Below are 18,093 nucleotides of genomic sequence, written 5' to 3'. Positions count from 1 at the left end.
AAACCCTAATCCTGTAAGGGCTAGGGATTATGAAATTCACTCACCTACAAAAATTTATTCATCTAACTGCCTATCCAATGCATCTTGTTTGATCTTTATATATTTATCCAATCCCATACTATCAAGTTCTTTTAAGTATTTATCCCAATTTGCAAACGATTCTTCTCCTGCTATAAATTTATCTCTCATTTCTTTAACATACTTTTCAATATCTGTACCAAATCCAAGTAATTGGTCTAGTTCTTCTTTTGTATGATTCAATGGCGCCCATGTATCTTCATCCTTCATTATATTAGGTTCTAGCTTTTCCACCGCTTCCAATGCCTGCGGTGTCACTTCAACACCACTATAAAATGCTTCTGTTTTCATAGCGGGGTACCCGCCTCCCGCAACAACTAAATATTTCGATACTTCTTCTTCCAACGATAAATTATCTTTACTATTCGTAATATGGTCCATATACCTTGGGTTCCCATCATCGTCGATTTCATAGGTTTTTCCTTCCACACCCATAAAAAAGTGCTTCATTCCCTCTTCACTATAAAAATAATCAGCCCAACGCACTGTTGTAGCGGGATATTTATTTTTATTCGTGATAACAAGTGCCCCTGCAGAGTCCACTAGTCCTTTAATAGCCAATGTTTTATCCCCATATGGACCTTCCAACATTGGCATACCAACATAATCTTTTCCGTGCTCTTTTGATGCGACTTCCTCTGGAGGATACCAAACTACACTTCCATATCTTCCTTCCCCCAAATTGGTCAAAAATTGATTGTGATCGATGGAAAAGATATTTTTTTCTATCAATCCTTCATCATATAACTTATGAACATACTCCAACATTTCCTTATATTGTTCGGATACAGGATAAAATCGTAGATCACCGGAATCAGGATCCCTATCAATAAAAGTATTCGCAAGTCCTTTATTTGCTAATCCAAATGAACCAAGTAAATAATTATTAATCAATTCTTCAATCGATGAGCCGCCAAATGGTACTTCTTCAACCTTACCATTACTTGGTCCCTTTTCTTTAACGGCTTTTAAATATTGATAGAATTCCTCCGTCGTTTCAGGCATATCCATATCCAATGCATCCAACCATTTCTTATTAATATAAGGTCGAGCCCCAATAATGTTTGTAGTAAATCCTGGCCCGTTTAGAGTAGGAAATGCATAAATATTACCATCTGCTGCTGTAATAGCTTTTTCAATGGTTGGATTTTCTTCCAATAACTTCTTAAAGTTTGGCGCATAGTTTTCAATTAAATCATTTAAAGGGATGAATACTCCCTGGCTACCATATTTCGTTAAATCTGGCATACTAAAGTAAGAATTATAAAATACATCAGGTAGAGAGCCACCTCCTAGTGCCAAGTTTCTCTTTTCCACATATGATTCACTTGACACCATTTCCCAATCAATATTTACATTTGTCTTATCTTCATATTCATTAAATATTAATACATCATTCCAGTCTTGATGCCCTTCTGGAACATGAACAGCGAAAAAATCAAGCGATATTTTTTCTTTTACTATGGGAAATGCTGAATCATTAAGATTTTGTAACTCATCTTCACTCGGTTCTCCTTTGTTCACTGAATCTTTTTTTGAACAAGCAGAGACAGCGATTAAACCAATACAAATAATTAACAAAAGTATACTCCGATATTTCATTTTTAGACCTCCCCATTGATTTGAAAGTATTAAATATTAAACTGAAACGTCATTTTTTAATAATTTTGGACAGTTATTATAGCGCCCCTTCTTCATTCAACTAGTTTCAGTAATATACACATTTAACCTTATCCCGTATGATTTTTCCCTTCAAGATCATATGAAACAATAAATTTGGACCTTTGAACTATATTTTGTTTGTATTTAGCTTATAAATAGTTGTTTAAACAATCATACATTCAATACAATTACCTTCATTTTTTAAAGAAGATATACTTGGTAGTATATTGGATTATTTTAATTATATAATGTATATTTACTTCTAAATAGGACATTAAGAACACATCAATAGTACATTTTTAATATGGAGGGGTTGGAAATAATGAACTATTTGCGTTTCCTTCAAATACCTACAATTAATAAAATAATACCCATACATTTAATAACGGTTGGTTCGAACAATCAACCATATTTAAATAGGCCAGTAGGACTTCCCTATCATCAAATATTTATTGTAACTAAAGGGAAAGGTGTTTTTCGCATATTTGGTGTTGGTGATGTGGAACTAGTGCCAGGAGAGGCCATTATCGTATTAGCGGGAACAAGCCATGAATATTTTCCCTTGACTAAAAACGGCTGGGAACTAGCTTATGTAGGGTTTGACGGACAATTAGCAAATTTAATTCTTTCTCAGCTAAATCTGAATGGGGAGAAGAAGTTTACCATACAACAATACGACATTGTTTGGGAACACATCGAAGAGCTCTGGTTAATTGCCAAGAAAAACGAAAGTACTATTCAATGGCAAACATCTGAATGCTTATATTCAATATTGCTAAAGATAAAAAGACTATCTCAGTCTGACGTTTCTTTGGATAATATTGATGAAGGCTCGCAAAACGAACATATTCGTAAAGCTGCAGAATATATTTGTACAAACTATTCAAAACCTATTACGACAGCATATTTATCCAATATGATAGGATATTCACCACAGCATTTCACTAGGCTTTTCAAAGATCTATATAAAACAACACCTCACCAATATTTATCAAATATAAGATTAGAGAAATCAAAATACATTCTTGAAAAAGAAAGGACATTACAAATATCTGAAGTGGCAGATAGGGTTGGATTAGAAGAAAATTATTTCATAAGGTTATTCAAGAACAAATACGGAATTACACCTGGTTTTTATCGAAAGAAACTCTTGTTGCAGTAATCTAAAAATGGTTATAAAACAAAATAAACTTAAGAGTACCCTACCCAATACATAAATGGTTAAGGTACTCTTATGAATTATTTTTCCTACTATGTTTTAACCTCAATTATACGGTACTGACTTACTATTTATCATCCCTAATCTCTATTACGATAGATTTCAATATTTTTGATTGCGACCCTTTCAGCACCACCACCAGCCATAAGGTTATAAATTAAAACCTTCACATATCTAATGAAGTGTGTATTGTCAAAATCAATTGGATGATAGTAGGATCCAGTAGTAGTTTGATCTACTGCATCTAGCCAAGATAGTCCATCTTTTGATACCTGAACCTCATAAGCATAATGTGTGCTATCCTTCCCCCATAATATTTTAAGTCCAACTATCGGAAATACATCCTCTAGATCAATGAGGATCCATTGTGGTAGATTATAACCGTCAGCTTGCCACATTTGATTATTTCTATGGTCGGTCACCATTGATGGTTCATTGCCATGAGAATAACTACTGGCTAGTACTGGTTTATTCAACGCAACATTTATATTATTATTTTTGTATTTAATGTTTTTTAATATTTGTTTCGCTCCATATATTTCAATGTTCATAATTCCTTCGTTTAGCTGATTTATGGGCTCAACACGAACATATCTAGCATGAGATGCAAAAAAGATATATTCTTCTATTTCTTTTGTGCAAAAGCTATCAACTATTGTAATCCAATATTCTTGGTTGTTGCTGACAGCTATATTAAATTTTCTTGCCCGTTCAGTAGGTGTCCAGACTAATTTCACACCCGTAATACTATAACTATTACCCAAGTCTATTATTGCCCATGGGGCAGTATCTGTTTTTTGTGGCAACCAAAAACTTTCCTTATTCTTATCAATTAAACTTTTTCCTGTATTGTTTATACATTCACTACTTACTTTTATTTCTTTACCTAAAGCAAGATTTACATAGTTAGACGAATTTCTTTTCACTTCTGATTCCCTAGGAACAAATTGTTCAAGACTTGGAACACTTTTTATTACTGCACTTCCCAAAACTAAGCCCTTTGATGATGCAGTAAGTACAATTTCTCCAGCATTTAAGGTTGTTCTAATAAAAGCAGGGGCGATCCCAGCTTCTGATTTAACAGGGTTTGCCTTAACGCGTTCATCATCATTTCCTATTAGTATCCCTGGTCCTGATAAATGTAAGGAAATTTCTTGGTCTACTGTTGGCACTATATTACCCTTTTTATCCCTAATGGATATAAATGCCATAATCATATCGGAACCATTTGCTACAAGTTCATCTCTCCCACAGGTATCAAATTCTATCTTTAATTGATATGGTTCACCAGGTGTAATTACAGTATCTGTTGCTACAACTGCTCCGTTGATCAGTCCTTCTACCTTTACTTCACCAGGTTCCCATGTTATATTCGGAAATACTATTATTGGGTGTGAAATATGTTCTACTACGTCCGGTTTTCTCGTTTCTATATATTTATTATTAATGTATAACTTAACTTCCTCTGTATTTGTATAAACGTGTAAGTCTTTTGGTGATGCTTCCGTCCAATAATTTGCTAAAAACACCATTTGTTTTTTTTGTGGAGGACATTGACTTTTAAACCAATAATAATTAAATTTCGGATACCGGTCACGGTCTACAATACCAGTATGGGCAATTTCTCTGGACATTCCACGATTATAATCATTATAACTCCAAAGTGCATAACCTGAAATACGCTTATTTGCATTTAATCCTGCCCAATCCCAATACCCATCCTCCCCTTCATTGTTTTTCCACCTGTCTCCTTTTAATGAATTTTGACGATGGGTACTAGAAGAAATTAGACTAATTTCTCCATATTTTCTCGCTGAGCGTTCCCCATCAAAAACATTATGATTTGCATCGCCCCATTCTCTTGTTATCAATGGTTTTGTCTCACTATATGCCTCTTTATATACTACATCAAATTCACTTCCATAAGGAGAACCAAAATCAGAAGCTGCATATGTCTGGCAAGTTGGATACTCCTCGTGCACCGCTTTATATGCTTCCTTTGCAAAGGATTCAGGATACCAGGTTTCATTTAATATAGGCTCCCATAGGATAACAGATGGATGATTACGAAAAAGCCTAATCATATTTCTTGTCATTTGAATGGATCTACTTGAAAATGCACCTTTATCTGTATAATATTGCCAACCAGGTGTTGGTACAATAGTTGCAATTCCCAACTGATCACATGCATCCATAAAGGCTTTATTGTGTGGGTAATGTCCTGTACGTATTAAATTAAAACCTGCATCTTTTATTTTTTTCACATCACGATAAAGCATGGAATCTGCAACTGCATTTCCAACATACAAATAATCCTCATGAAAATTTACCCCATTCAACAAAACTTTATTATTATTAATAAAAAAACCTTTGTCTGGAGTAAATTTAATGTTCCTAACCCCGATATTCCTTTTATAGTTATCAACTATTCTATTTCCATCCATTACATAAATGATAACGGTGTATAAATTCGGTTCATCCATACTCCATAATTTGGGTTTTTTTATTTTCAAGTCTTGTTTAAAAGTAAAGTTAGATTTTGGATATAAAGCACAAGTATCAGTTTCTTCCTCTACAATGATGGATTGGTCACCATTAAGTAAGATCGTTTTTATTTTAATGTTTTTTGTATGCTCATATTCATTTTCAACATTTGATTGGACACGGATTGTTGCTTTATCTTTACTTACTTCAGGATATGTTATAAATACTCCACCATCCGCGACTTTATTTGCATGAATGGCGTCTGAAATATATATTTTCTCCGTTATTATTAAATCAACATTCCGATATAAACCAGGAAAATATACAAAATCTAATTCTTTTTGTGGCTTTCCTGGAGGGGTTTCCCAATCATCATTTGAATTTAGCTTTAAAATCAAAACATTTTTTTTGCCCAGATTTACATCATTAGTAATATCAACCGTGAAGGGCAAATACCCTCCATAATTAATGGAAATTTTACGACCATTTAGCCAAACTTCAGAATTAATCATAGCACCGTGAAATTTTATAAATATTTTTTTGTTTCGATAACCAATAGGTAATGTGAAATATCTACGATAATAACTAATTCCTTGATAGCTCGGAGCATCTATCCATTCCTTAGGCTCGAGTTGAACTGTATGTGGTAATATTACTGATTCCCATTTACTATCATTGCACTCTGTCGACAAAGCATCCTTGATTTCTCCTTTGTGAAAAAGCCAGTCAGTGTTAAAATTTAACTTTTTTCTTATAGATTGATATTTAGTATTCCATAACATGTTTGTATCTCCCTAATACGTAGTGACATATATATTAAACTACTTGCTTCATAGTCATGTAGGAACAAACGAACCTACAATAGTACAATTTGAATATATTGAGGTAGTATAACGAAAAATTGCAAATAGTAATAAGAATTTTATCAAATGCATTGGTATTAACAAAACCTAAGAATAGGAAATCCTTACCAATCGGTGGTAAGTCATTATTTTTTATATAATAAGCAAGTTCTTTATCGAGTAAAGTTGTATAAAATCCAACATACATTTTAATTTTTTTCAAAAAGATGCAACAAATGCCCCTTTTCAATCAGGACTTAATATAAAGGGGGAATTAATCATGTTATATTTATCATTTGTTTTTACATATTAACGTCGTTTTCCATGAACTTTTTTAAGAAATAACGAAAAAAGTAATAAAAGAGTTGGCATTTTATGAAATGACTTGTTGAAGGATATGAAGGGAAATATTTTATTTCTTTATTGAGGAGATGTTAATATTTCTCCTTGTTTGCAAAACACTCATTTTAAACGTGCCAGTAGTGAAAGAGAGATTCTTGTAAGAAATAATGATGTAAATAATATTGTTCCTTGACAAAGAAAGCATGGAAGATAACGCCATGCAGTATATAGACAACCGATCAGGTACGTTCTACGAATGACGAGCTACTTGATTCATGCGCCATGACTTTCCGTTGAAACGAGCGATACCTCTTGAATCTCATGCCATTGTGGTGAGTGGCTGGCGAAGTCTCATTCGTGTGGATTATGATACTCCCCTATCGTCATCACTCGAGCGTTTAAAGCGTCGCAAGCGATGAATAGGGCCGGAAGTTACTTGCAGGGGTGAAATTCCCGTGGAGCTGTACCAACAGCCGTCTGATGGATCATGGAAAGGAAGTGAAACAAATGAACAGAATAAAAAGAAAACAGGCGCATGTCCGTCCTTCCCTTGTAGACATTCGCCAAGTTTATATCGACCCGACCTTACCACCAGATAAACGATGGAAAAAGTATCTCCATGACATTCAGAATCCAACTCATTTTCTATGTGGTCCTGTAACGGTACAAATTTGTTTTACAACAAACGGAAAAGACTTGGCACATCATATCACCCATTATTTTTCCCACTATAATCGCTGGAGAAAACACTTGTTCATGATACAATAAAGACGTGATTATAGAGATTGGAGGAACATGGCACGAGTAAAAAACAAACGAAATAAGCACCAACATTAAGTATGGAAGGTGGCAGTTTATATCCGTTTATCAAGAGATGACGGAAATGATGAAAGTTTGAGTGTCACTAACCAATGGAAAATCATTCAGGAGTACCTTGAGAATACGTTCGAGGGAGAGTATACAATTGTTGGCGAATATGTAAATGATGGTTTGTCTGGTACAACGGATTATGAAAGAATGGCCTTTCAGCATATGATTCAAGATGTGGAATCAGGTGTTGTAAACTGTATTGTCTGCAAAACCCTTGCCAGAGCGTTTCGAAACTATTCTGACCAAGGGCACTTTTTGGAAAGGGTATTTCCATTACATGGGGTTCGATTTATTAGCTTAGGTGACCCAGCGATTGATACCTATCTCCAACCTGAAATTGCACAGGGTATGGAAGTTCCGATTACGGGATTAATGAATGATCGTTATGCCGCTAGAACATCGAATGATATTCGGCGTACCTTTGATATGAAACGTCGAAATGGGGAATTTATTGGTGCATTTGCCCCTTATGGATATAAGAAAAACCCAGAAAATAAGAATCACCTGATCATTGATGAAGAAGCTGCACAGATTGTCCGAAACATTTATCACTGGTTTGTCTATGATGGCATGAGTAAAAGTGGCATCGTCAAGCGTTTAAATGAGCTTGGCATTCCGACACCAACAAAATATAAACATAACAAAGGATTGAAACATTACACCCCAAACTATGCTAAGAATGACGGCATGTGGAGTTTGGGAACTGTATTCCGCATCTTGCAGAATGAAGTGTACACTGGAACGATGGTACAAGGGAAGCAACGAGTGATTAGTTATAAAGTACACGATAAAATCACTCAGCCAGAAGAAGAATGGTATATAGTAGAAAACACACATGAGCCGATCATTGATCACGTTACGTTTGAAAAAGCTCAAAATCTAGGCAAGCGTGATACTCGTACTGCCCCATCCAAAAAGCGTGTCTATCTTTTTTCTGGTTTCCTTCGATGTACAGATTGTCATATGGGAATGACAAGAAAATCAAGCCGTAGGAAAACGAAGGATGGCGTAAAAGAGTATACCTATTATGTCTGTTCTACCTATGCAATTAAAAATAAAAGTAAATGTACTCGACACAGTATTAAAGTAGAAGATTTAACGAAAGCGGTTTTAAAAACCATTCAAACACAGATTGCGCTTGTTGGTAATATGTCAGAGATCATTACAGAAATCAATCAACAGCCCATTGTTCGTACGCATTCAAAACAGTTAGAACGATTATTAAAAACTCGTAAGCAGGAACTAGAAAAAATCACTTGTGTTACGGACAATCTTTATATGGACTGGAAATGTGGTGACATCACTAGAGCAGAATACATGCGAATGAAAGCAAAATTTGAGCAACAAGCAGATGACGTCAAACAAATGATCCAGAAGATCGAAACAGAAATTACCATTACTCAAAAAGGGATTGGCGTGAACGATCCATATCTGAAAACCTTTTTGAAGCACAAAAATATTCAAACGCTCGATCGTGGATTATTACTAGAATTGATTGATACCATCTATGTTCATGAAAACAATGAAATCACGATCCAATTTACGTTTGCAGACCTGCATAAACGGATGTTAGAGTTTATGAAAGAAAATAAAAAGCAACACATGGCAACAAAAGACCAAGTCATGTGATACGTTGGCTTGGTTTTTCTATCTTCTTTGTAAGTTTGTTATATATCTATGCTCCATTTGGTCCTAGTAAACCATATAATCCCTTTTCAATTTGTAAATCAATTTGATGTAATGCTTGAAATTTACGATATGATTTACTGACATTCTCTATTTTTACTGTGTACATTTGATGTTTTCCTCCTATCATCATGTTGCTATCCCTAACACGAATAAAGAATTAGAACTGTTTCAAATTCAAATATATTTTTTTCATTTCTTTCGTCTCGTTTTAACCTAGTAACAAAGTAGTTCCCAGGCATTTGTATACTTTAGACGACAATTAGTATAAATACGGTTAGATACATAATGTCTACCTCATATTGAATGTGTCCGTAACAATACGCACGAACACCTAAACCACTAGCGCAACGAGTCCAGCAGTAGTTGTTGCATCACTCAAACTGAATGGTTAAACCAAGTATAATCAAAGGACTTGCTTTTCTTAGCAATACATGCCAAATGATTAATCTTCTTTTGAAGCCTATTACCGTATAGGCTTCAATAAGATCTGGCTCAACCTCAAGGAGTGCAGATATAGCAAGTATTGATCACCGAAAAAATTTAATTATAGTCAATACTAATAAATAAAGTCAAAGAAATCATTTCAGATCTTGGTAATGAATATTTTGAAATAAATAATATACCATCAGACACACTCATCCAACCTTACCTTGATCTTTTTTCAGGAAGCATAATTAATGAACAAGCAAGTGGCGGTTCATGCTCAAACGTTTTTTGCAGTCAAACAATGCTTCTAAAAAAATATTAGTAACAGCGGGGCATTGTAGTCCTTATAATCTTACAAATAATTGGACGGCTCGTAGTTCAATACTTTACCAAACTTTTGGTACTTGATCTTCTAAAGTTACTGATAGAACACCCAAATATCAACTGTGGCTGTTAGTTCATAAAGGAATTTTGGTGTACATGGACGCATTGAATCGGGAAGGAATATCACCGCTTTCCATTAAAAGAATAAGTAGGTGGTGAAATATTCTACTTTTAAGTTAAATACATCATTCATATTTCGCAATCATACATTTTATCTTTTTCTAGCGTGAGTGTATTTATATTGTGAAAACTCTATATTACCTTTGTAGTTTTATCTACATACTTCAGTTTATTTTGTAATATGTACTCCAATCGTTTTTCTTTTAATAGCTGATACCAAGTTCCTTGATTCATGTATTGATCCATCGTAAAAAAAGATGTCAACTAGAGCATAAAATCTGACACTTTTACAAAACACCTCAAACTGTTGCGCCTACTGGTGTTAAAAGCTATTTCTGACTGTTTGCTAATGTTTTTCTACCCCCCTGTTAGAAACGGGGGGTAAAGCGTGGCTGTCGCCACGCAGGCTTTGCCCAGCACAGCGGCTTACGCTTCGCACGCCGCCGCACTGGGCAGCCTTTATGGTGCTAGTTTCTCTATCTCTTTTAAAAAGTCATGATCCTTTGGCACAAGTGGTGTGTAAAACTCAGTAATGACATTATCTCCTTTATCGACGTATCCCCGTCCTTTAATCTGTTTTAAGAAAAATTGTTTTTGCACGTCACTACCAAACATCATGCCATATCCTAATTCGGACATCTTTCCTAAAGCAACCCGAAAATTAAATTGATCACGAATCCCATCGCCTAAATACTTTGCATCTGGCCGCTGACAGGCGAGAATAAGAAAGAAACCAGCTTGACGACCTAACATGACAATCCGTTTTAGTTTCGTTAATACAGCAGTACTTTCTTTAGACGCAAGCATTTCCATAAATGCAACGTATTCGTCAAAAATTAAAAAATGAGGAGTTAAGCCCAGATAAGCATAGTTTTCTCCTGTTTTATATCCCTGCATTTGTTTCATTTCTTCACTTCGGGCCATCATATCTTCATAAAATTGATCAATACTTGTCATCATGTCTTCCTTTTTATAATAGACATCAGGCATGACAGTATTTAAATCCGCTAAATCCGCATTTTTCGGATCTAAAATATATAACGTTGCATCGGTTTTTAACAGTGCTTCTTCAATCAACGTAAGAATAAAATACGTTTTTCCGCCACCTGTTCCACCAGCAATCAACATATGTGGCAGCTGATCATATTCCCAATCCATTGCCTTCATGAGCTTTAAGCGACCGTTTTGCGCAATGACTTCATCAATCGAAATACGGTTCGCAATCATATCATAAAATAGAACGTATTCTACATAGGAATCATGTAATTCCTTTGACACTAATTCACAATACAAACCACTTTCCAACTTCTTTTCTAAATTTAACAGTGGCTCTTGATATTTACCAAGTGTTATTTCTACTTGAATATGAATCATGCCTTTTTCATACCGATAATACATCTTTGGAAAATGAGTCATTTTTTCCTTCGCCTTACTAGATGGGATATCTTTGAAAAATCCTTCATTTATCACTTGTTTTGTTTCATACCACTGATTGTCTAAAATCATCTTTGCGAGCTTTTGACGATGCATCAACTGTTTTAAATGGTTATAACGATACCGATAATAAACAAAAGCACAGATTGCCACTAATACCAAACTAATGATAAGTGAAGTGAATCCATACGTACCTACAAAATGAGTTTGAAATGGATCAAGTTCCCACGTTGTCGAAAGTAAAAATTTTAGATGAAAAGGGATAAAGAAAACGAGCCATACACCAAACAATCCCCAAAAGATAAATTGAAAAAAGAGAGAGGTGTCACTCGGTCGAATTCGCTTCCCTCTTTTTCGGTAAAATTTCATTATTTATCTTTATTTGGTGTGGATTTGTGAGTGCTAGTGCTTGGTGTCGCTGTTTTCCCTTTTAAAACTAAGTCGTCTGCCTTGATATACCAATCCACATCTGCCCCACGAAATGTTGCATTTGCGACTGTATCTGCGACAGGATTAATGAGTTCCACTTCTGCATTATAATCAAAGTCTTTTAATGGAACAGAAGCAGGGATACTGACTTGAATCATACGCCCTTGTTCACGAGACTTTAAATCATATGTGCGTTCTTTTACTTCCGTTGATACTGTGCCATCTTCATTTTGCAAAAACACTTCCCGGCGTAATGAAGAAAACTTTAATAGTCCGAATGTCTTTTCTTTATCAATCACAATTCCTTCTGCTAATCTCATGTTTTTTCCTCCTTATGCTTTGACCATGTCATCAGCATGTAAAATATATTTTGTGAATCCACGATCACCAATTTTATAACCTTCTGCGGTAATCCTAGCATTGACTAATTTTGCTTTTTCCTCATGTTCAAAGAATTTTTCTCCTGCTTCTTGGGGGAGAATTACCTCGACATCGTCTGCACGTTGAATATCCGAGTACAGGTTATAACTACGTGACAATGTTGTCATGCGTCCATTAATACGACGTTGTTCAACATTTCCTTCACCAGCATATTCTAAATTACCAAACGTTTTCTCCATATTTGGAATGACATATTTTAATTCCATGATACATACCTCTTTTCTTATTTTTTATTTATAAGTCAATAAAATGAATGCAAAGGCACACCAAAAAACGTCATTTTGCAAAAAAACCGCTAAAATGACGTTTTGATATTTTTATAGTTAATATATAATGAACTTTTATAAAAATGTAAGTAGGATACCCCCTGCCGCTCCTGTTATAACGATTATCCATGGTGGTAACTTAAAATAAACTAACATACAAAACAATATAGCGGCAAATGCAAAATCTATTGGTTCTATAATAGAACTAGTCCAAATCGGTTGGTAAAATGCGGCAATCAGGATACCAACTACAGCTGCGTTTACCCCCATCAAAGCTCCCTTGATTTTAGGGTTACGGCGTAAGGATTCCCAAAAAGGCAACGTTCCTAAAATTAAAAGAAATGCAGGTAAAAAAATAGCAATCGTTGCGATTAATCCGCCTTTCCATCCATTTATAATAGCCCCTAAATAAGCTGCAAAGGTAAATAATGGACCAGGAACGGCTTGTGTTGCACCATATCCTGCAAGAAAGGTTTCTTCACTTAACCAACCAGTTGGAACAAATTCTCTTTCAAGTAAGGGTAACACAACATGCCCGCCACCAAAAACGAGTGAGCCAGAGCGATAAAAACTATCAAACATAGCAACCCATTGGATAGAAGTGACTTCCCTCAAGAATGGTAATAGAAATAATAAGCCAAAAAATAAAGTTAAACAAATGATTCCAAGCTTTTTTGAAATAGGAAAATGTACATCTGAATTATTTTCTTGTATATTATGTTGTTTATAAAGTAAGTAACCAATAAATGCAGAAAATAGAATAATTCCTATTTGGGAATAGATCGTTTGCCATAATAGTGTGATGACTAATGCTAATAAAGCGATTATTTTTCGTTTCAGGTCAGGTGTTAAATTTTGTGCCATCCCTAAAACAGCATGAGCAACGATTGCTACCGCTACCAATTTAAGACCATGTATCCAGCCTGTTTCTCCAATATTGAGGCCTTGTAAAATCAACGCAAAAATAATAAGGGCAATAACAGAAGGTAACGTAAATCCAAGAAATGATACAATTCCTCCTAAAACCCCACCACGTGCGACACCTATTCCAATTCCTACTTGACTACTTGCGGGACCTGGAAGAAATTGAGCCAATGCTACTAAATCAGCGTAACTTTTTTCATCCATCCATTTTCTTCTGCGAATATATTCCTCATGGAAATACCCTAAATGTGCAATAGGACCCCCAAATGATGTTAAACCCAATCTTGCTGAAACAGTAAGAATCTCAAATAAAGTTCGTAAGGAATATTTATCCTTTCCTTCGCTCTTTGTTTGATTATCCATACATTCTCTCTCCCTCATCATGGAATATAAAAGAAACTATTCTTTAATTTCCTTAAATAACTCATATGCTTTTGCTCTTGCTTCATGAAGTATTTTAATTCCTTTGTCGGTTGTTCGATAGTATTTTCGTATTTTTCCTCCAACATTTTTTTCTTCTTTAGTTAACAACCCATCTGATTCCATAGAATGTAAGATAGGGTATAAAGTTCCTGCACTAATACTATATCCATGCTCTTTTAGTTCTTCCACCATCCATAATCCGAAAATAGGGTGTTCATTTGCATGATGAAGTATGTGTATGTGAATGAATCCTAAAAACAATTTTCTTAAAACTTTATCCTCCATTAATTTCCCTCCATTCTAATATAAAACTTAATTATCGAAAGTCGTTAACGTTTAACGATATTAAAAATACATAATAATAATATCACAATATTTTATCTCTTTCAAAGCGATTTACAAAATCTTTACATAATCTCCTATTTTCATTACATAAAAATTCATAAGGAATAGAGAGAGAAATTTTTTAAGTGTTGTAGTCTATTCTGTTTCACTTGTTTTTTTGCGCGACATCAATACAAGATTGACATATAATCATTATCACATCGTTGTTCGACTTTTTATTCTCATGCTTCTTGTAAACGATAATCTACACGTCCATAAATTACACACCAAAAAACAACCATCGTTTCTTCATTTTTATCACGTATCAATTTCCCATTAGGAAAAAACGGAAAGTCCTCAATCTCTATCTCATTTAAAATAAAATGATCGTCAATCCAATCCATCACTTTTGCTTCATTTTCTTCCATATAAATCAGACACCACCTTATTTTGGGCATTAAAAAAGCATGACAGAATGAATTTGTCACACGTTAGTTTCGTTCTATTTATAAAACTTCTGCAATACCAGCCATAATATATTCCGCGCATGGTATAGCAATCGCATTGCCAATTGCCTTATATCTAGCATAATCACTTATTGCTTCATCTTTATTTCCAAGGGCTGTCCATCCTTCTGGTAATCCCATCAATCGTTCACATTCTAATGGAGTAAGCTGACGAATAAATCCTTCTTTTTCTTCTCCTTCATACCAAAATGAAAAATAATTTACGGATCCAGCGAGTAAAGTGGGGAAAGGATCTCCTGTTCTTCCGAAACTGCCGTGAAACCCTTTTTCTTTTCTTTCCTTTGCCGTACTTCGCATACGTCTTTCTTGAAAGGGACGGATGATGGGTATTTTCCCCCTTGCTTTTTGAGTAGATATTCTACTGGCAATGGTGGAGGACAGCCTGCCCTCTCCGATAGACGTAAAAACCGATTGCAAATCGCGGGCTTTAAATAATATTTCTGTGGCACGTCTTCCTCCAAAATCTGCCACGAGAAAGATACGTCTTCTTCTTTGAGCAAGTGTGGGCTTTCCCCAATATTGGGCATCCAAGAGTCGCCAAGCGACATCAACATCATTCCCTCGGACCATTCCAGCGTTTGCCCAGACTTCAGAAGCAGGCATTGGAATTTCGGTATTTGTGAACGATTCAAGCACGGCCTTAAAATCCAGCCTGTTATTTGATGAAAAAGCTCCCATGACGTTTTCCCAAACAGCGATAACTGGATATGTTCCATTCGTTGCACACCTCATTTCTTCTATAATTCGGATTGCGTGAAAAAATAAACTCGATTGACTTCCTATAAGACCTTCTCGTTTACCAATATTGGATAGGTTCTGACAAGGGGAACCAAATGTAATGATATGAACAGGTGGAATTTCTCCCCCTTTTACTTTTGTAATATCTCCTAAATGATGTATGTTAGGAAAATGTCGTTTCGTAATAGATATGGGAGCTTTTTCAATTTCACTTGCCCATATTGGTTGAATCCCGTAACGAGAAGCAGCTAATGGAAATACACCAATCCCATCAAATAAACTTCCTAAAGTTAATTTTGTCATATTTCACCTTCTATTCTCCGTTTTTAGGCGTAAAAAAAAGACGTTCATTTTATTTGAACGCCTTACAATGTTTTTATTCTCTTGTGTTCCCACACCCCAGATCAATTACCACTGAAACGGTAATGTGGTTTTTCAATACTTTATTTCTACTTTTTTCACCTTCTCCTACAAACACGATATGCTTGTGAAAGTGTTTAAAACTAAGGATTTCTATATAGTTTCTCTTTGTAGCAACGATACACACTCCACATGGGACGAGCCACCAAGCTTGATGTCTAGCGCTTTTTTATGGGTGAGTACGTTTGCGGGAACATATCGACTAAAGGTGTACGTACGTGGGAACATATCAATGAATTTACTCAAATTCGGAACCTGAAATAGTTCTAATCAATACACAAAAAGACTCCCATTCAGCCGGGAATTTGTTGCTTCAACTTCTTTTAGATTACGTTTTTCTCGAATAATTTCATTCTAGAAAATAGAATTCCAACTGAACATCGTGTCAGTTGGATAAAATTGGGTTTATATTAATGATATTGACGTGAAAATTTATTCTTACCTTGATTTTAGAAATAACAATTACATATAATTTCTTAAGTAAATAATTTGTCAATAAACTTCATAGAGCATTTGAACTACTTAGATTATCAGACTTTTTTTCGAGATTCATGATGACGACACCAACAATAATGATCATAAGACCGAAAACGTTTAAGCCTGAGAGGATTTCATTAAAAAGAAACATTCCAACTAAAGCTGTTCCTGCAGTCCCAAGTCCAGCCCATATGCTATATGCGACACTTAGTGGAATAAACTTTAGAGAAATAATTAACAAAGTAAAAGAAATTCCAAAGCCAATGACAAGAGCAATACTAGGAATTAAATTCGTAAACCCATCAGATAGTTTAAGCATCGATGTAGCAAAAATTTCAAATAAAATGGAAGTAAATAAAATCAAATAATATTTCATACCATAATAACTCCTTTTTAAATTCTCATTAATACAACGCCAACAATCAGTAAAAGAATACCTACAGCGCCTTGTATAGTTATTTTTTCCTTAAAAATTAAAAAACCTACGAGTGCTGTTAATGCTGTTCCTGTCCCACTCCAAGCTGCATAAGCGAAACTTAACGGTATGGAAATTAATGACAATGAGAGTAAATAAAAGGCTAACGCATACCCAATAATTACCCCAAGGATCGAAAGTACTTTTTTATTGCTACTTATTGAAGTTAGTTTCATCATGCTTGTACCAAATACTTCCGCAAGAATCGCACTTACTAAAAATACATATGCCATTTAAATCACATCTCTTTCCATTAAATCACAATAATGAAGCACTATTTTTTCCATTCTTTCTTTAAAAATATCCACATAGCTATACATGATAGAAAACCAAATTCCGTCACAAATCAAACGCAGTTCTAAAATCTTATCAGGATTTCCTTTGTCTTGATCGAATAGTTTGATCCAGTGTTCAGATACGGATTCCCACAGTTCTTTACTCTTTCCATCTTCTAGAGAAGAAATAAAAACCGATGGAAGCAAAACATTTTCAGTATCATCTAAATAGTCAATGGTTGCTAATGCATATGCCCGTGTAAATTGATAAGCTCCAGACAGTTTAGATTTATATTTGTTAATTTTTCCCTCGAATTGTTCTATCACCATTTTATTCATATTTAATAATAATATTTCTTTACTATCAAAGTGATAGAGAACACCACCTTTTGTAATTCCAGACTTCTCGGCAAGGTACTGCATGGTTAATTTTTGGATACCTTCCTCATTTATAATCTTAGCCGCATTTGTAAGATGTTCTTCTTTTTTACTCAACATACATCACTCCAGTTATCTATATTACTGTACTGAACGTTCAGTACAGTAATATTAGCAAATCATTTTTAAATTGTCAATTATTGATTTTATATAAAATGATACTGTTATAAAAAAATGCCTACATCTAGTAGACATTCTTGAATTATTAATATTTGTTTCGGTAATGCTCCCCAAATTCGCATATCTTCCTGACCTACTGACCAAATGGCAATACTCTGAAACTTCCACTTGTAAGTTGTCCCTATTATCCAATCAACTAGACTATCGATATCTTGATAATAAAGAATTGAAAAGCCGATGAAAAGTTACCTCCGATTTCACAGGGT

Annotated in this window: 16 protein-coding genes; 3 read left to right on the top strand and 13 right to left on the bottom strand. The window is 34.8% G+C overall.

The genetic code is table 11. The annotated features are described in order from the left end of the window. Window positions 1-54 precede the first annotated feature (54 nt). Window positions 55-1,680: an extracellular solute-binding protein gene (locus DX933_RS15680; RefSeq protein ID WP_123317369.1), complete on the bottom strand. Its 1,626-nt coding sequence runs from the start codon at window positions 1,678-1,680 to the stop codon at window positions 55-57. 382 nt (window positions 1,681-2,062) lie between these two features. Here DX933_RS15680 and DX933_RS15675 point away from each other — a divergent pair, with 382 nt between their 5' ends. Then, a complete protein-coding gene (locus DX933_RS15675) occupies window positions 2,063-2,902 on the top strand; it encodes an AraC family transcriptional regulator (RefSeq protein ID WP_190279554.1) in 840 nt (279 codons plus the stop codon). A 137-nt stretch (window positions 2,903-3,039) separates the two neighbouring features. Here DX933_RS15675 and DX933_RS15670 read toward each other — a convergent pair whose 3' ends face one another. Further along, a complete protein-coding gene (locus DX933_RS15670; protein ID WP_123317367.1) occupies window positions 3,040-6,225 on the bottom strand; it encodes a discoidin domain-containing protein in 3,186 nt (1,061 codons plus the stop codon). Window positions 6,226-7,134: 909 nt separating this feature from the next. On the opposite strand from DX933_RS15670, the gene DX933_RS15665 reads away from it, so the two are divergent. Both DX933_RS15665 and DX933_RS15660 read left to right on the top strand, forming a co-directional pair. Beyond that, entirely contained in the window at window positions 7,135-7,395 is a 261-nt protein-coding gene (locus tag DX933_RS15665; protein ID WP_145962286.1) for a DUF6870 family protein, read from the top strand. 78 nt (window positions 7,396-7,473) lie between these two features. Further along, window positions 7,474-9,126, top strand: coding sequence for a recombinase family protein (locus DX933_RS15660; RefSeq protein ID WP_123317365.1), 1,653 nt, complete (start codon window positions 7,474-7,476; stop codon window positions 9,124-9,126). Between the two features lie 431 nt (window positions 9,127-9,557). Here the strand turns inward: DX933_RS15660 and DX933_RS18910 are convergent, their stop codons facing one another. The 11 genes from DX933_RS18910 to DX933_RS15605 form a co-directional block, all read right to left on the bottom strand. Beyond that, the gene (locus DX933_RS18910) at window positions 9,558-9,701 is read right to left on the bottom strand and encodes an ABC transporter permease subunit (protein ID WP_223805999.1); all 144 of its coding nucleotides are present in this window, start codon (window positions 9,699-9,701) and stop codon (window positions 9,558-9,560) included. A gap of 874 nt (window positions 9,702-10,575) precedes the next feature. Beyond that, complete coding sequence (locus tag DX933_RS15650) at window positions 10,576-11,919, bottom strand: FtsK/SpoIIIE domain-containing protein (protein ID WP_123317364.1); 1,344 nt, start codon at window positions 11,917-11,919, stop codon at window positions 10,576-10,578. Further along, window positions 11,919-12,299 carry a YdcP family protein gene (locus tag DX933_RS15645; RefSeq protein ID WP_123317363.1) on the bottom strand — a complete coding sequence of 127 codons (381 nt, stop codon included), beginning with the start codon at window positions 12,297-12,299 and terminating at the stop codon, window positions 11,919-11,921. The genes DX933_RS15650 and DX933_RS15645 overlap by 1 nt, the downstream gene beginning before the upstream one ends. Window positions 12,300-12,311: 12 nt before the next feature. Next, window positions 12,312-12,626 carry a YdcP family protein gene (locus DX933_RS15640; RefSeq protein ID WP_123317362.1) on the bottom strand — a complete coding sequence of 105 codons (315 nt, stop codon included), beginning with the start codon at window positions 12,624-12,626 and terminating at the stop codon, window positions 12,312-12,314. A 135-nt stretch (window positions 12,627-12,761) separates the two neighbouring features. Further along, window positions 12,762-13,973, bottom strand: a complete 1,212-nt coding sequence (locus DX933_RS15635; protein ID WP_123317361.1) for a chromate transporter — start codon at window positions 13,971-13,973, stop codon at window positions 12,762-12,764. A gap of 36 nt (window positions 13,974-14,009) precedes the next feature. Next, the gene (locus DX933_RS15630) at window positions 14,010-14,318 is read right to left on the bottom strand and encodes a PadR family transcriptional regulator (protein ID WP_123317360.1); all 309 of its coding nucleotides are present in this window, start codon (window positions 14,316-14,318) and stop codon (window positions 14,010-14,012) included. Between the two features lie 281 nt (window positions 14,319-14,599). Then, window positions 14,600-14,785: a hypothetical protein gene (locus DX933_RS15625; protein ID WP_123317359.1), complete on the bottom strand. Its 186-nt coding sequence runs from the start codon at window positions 14,783-14,785 to the stop codon at window positions 14,600-14,602. A 78-nt stretch (window positions 14,786-14,863) separates the two neighbouring features. Then, window positions 14,864-15,925, bottom strand: coding sequence for a DNA cytosine methyltransferase (locus DX933_RS15620; RefSeq protein WP_123317358.1), 1,062 nt, complete (start codon window positions 15,923-15,925; stop codon window positions 14,864-14,866). 619 nt (window positions 15,926-16,544) lie between these two features. Beyond that, window positions 16,545-16,895 carry a DMT family transporter gene (locus tag DX933_RS15615; RefSeq protein WP_057995855.1) on the bottom strand — a complete coding sequence of 117 codons (351 nt, stop codon included), beginning with the start codon at window positions 16,893-16,895 and terminating at the stop codon, window positions 16,545-16,547. 17 nt (window positions 16,896-16,912) lie between these two features. After that, entirely contained in the window at window positions 16,913-17,227 is a 315-nt protein-coding gene (locus DX933_RS15610; RefSeq protein WP_057995856.1) for a DMT family transporter, read from the bottom strand. Continuing rightward, window positions 17,228-17,764 carry a TetR/AcrR family transcriptional regulator gene (locus DX933_RS15605; RefSeq protein ID WP_123317389.1) on the bottom strand — a complete coding sequence of 179 codons (537 nt, stop codon included), beginning with the start codon at window positions 17,762-17,764 and terminating at the stop codon, window positions 17,228-17,230. Window positions 17,765-18,093 lie beyond the last annotated feature (329 nt).

It is taken from the genome of Ornithinibacillus gellani (assembly GCF_003730295.1).
Taxonomy (GTDB): domain Bacteria; phylum Bacillota; class Bacilli; order Bacillales; family Amphibacillaceae; genus Ornithinibacillus_A; species Ornithinibacillus_A gellani.
This window is presented reverse-complemented; position numbering and strand designations above follow the sequence as displayed.

Bases quoted from the DNA above. Each gene is read 5' to 3' on its own strand.
- DX933_RS15635 (WP_123317361.1), bottom strand. From the start codon at position 13,973: ATGGATAATCAAACAAAGAGCGAAGGAAAGGATAAATATTCCTTACGA.
- DX933_RS15650 (WP_123317364.1), bottom strand. From the start codon at position 11,919: ATGAAATTTTACCGAAAAAGAGGGAAGCGAATTCGACCGAGTGACACC.
- DX933_RS15670 (WP_123317367.1), bottom strand. From the start codon at position 6,225: ATGTTATGGAATACTAAATATCAATCTATAAGAAAAAAGTTAAATTTT.
- DX933_RS15620 (WP_123317358.1), bottom strand. From the start codon at position 15,925: ATGACAAAATTAACTTTAGGAAGTTTATTTGATGGGATTGGTGTATTT.
- DX933_RS15645 (WP_123317363.1), bottom strand. From the start codon at position 12,299: ATGAGATTAGCAGAAGGAATTGTGATTGATAAAGAAAAGACATTCGGA.
- DX933_RS15610 (WP_057995856.1), bottom strand. From the start codon at position 17,227: ATGGCATATGTATTTTTAGTAAGTGCGATTCTTGCGGAAGTATTTGGT.
- DX933_RS15615 (WP_057995855.1), bottom strand. From the start codon at position 16,895: ATGAAATATTATTTGATTTTATTTACTTCCATTTTATTTGAAATTTTT.
- DX933_RS15640 (WP_123317362.1), bottom strand. From the start codon at position 12,626: ATGGAATTAAAATATGTCATTCCAAATATGGAGAAAACGTTTGGTAAT.
- DX933_RS15665 (WP_145962286.1), top strand. From the start codon at position 7,135: ATGAACAGAATAAAAAGAAAACAGGCGCATGTCCGTCCTTCCCTTGTA.
- DX933_RS15680 (WP_123317369.1), bottom strand. From the start codon at position 1,680: ATGAAATATCGGAGTATACTTTTGTTAATTATTTGTATTGGTTTAATC.
- DX933_RS15675 (WP_190279554.1), top strand. From the start codon at position 2,063: ATGAACTATTTGCGTTTCCTTCAAATACCTACAATTAATAAAATAATA.
- DX933_RS15625 (WP_123317359.1), bottom strand. From the start codon at position 14,785: ATGGAAGAAAATGAAGCAAAAGTGATGGATTGGATTGACGATCATTTT.
- DX933_RS15630 (WP_123317360.1), bottom strand. From the start codon at position 14,318: ATGGAGGATAAAGTTTTAAGAAAATTGTTTTTAGGATTCATTCACATA.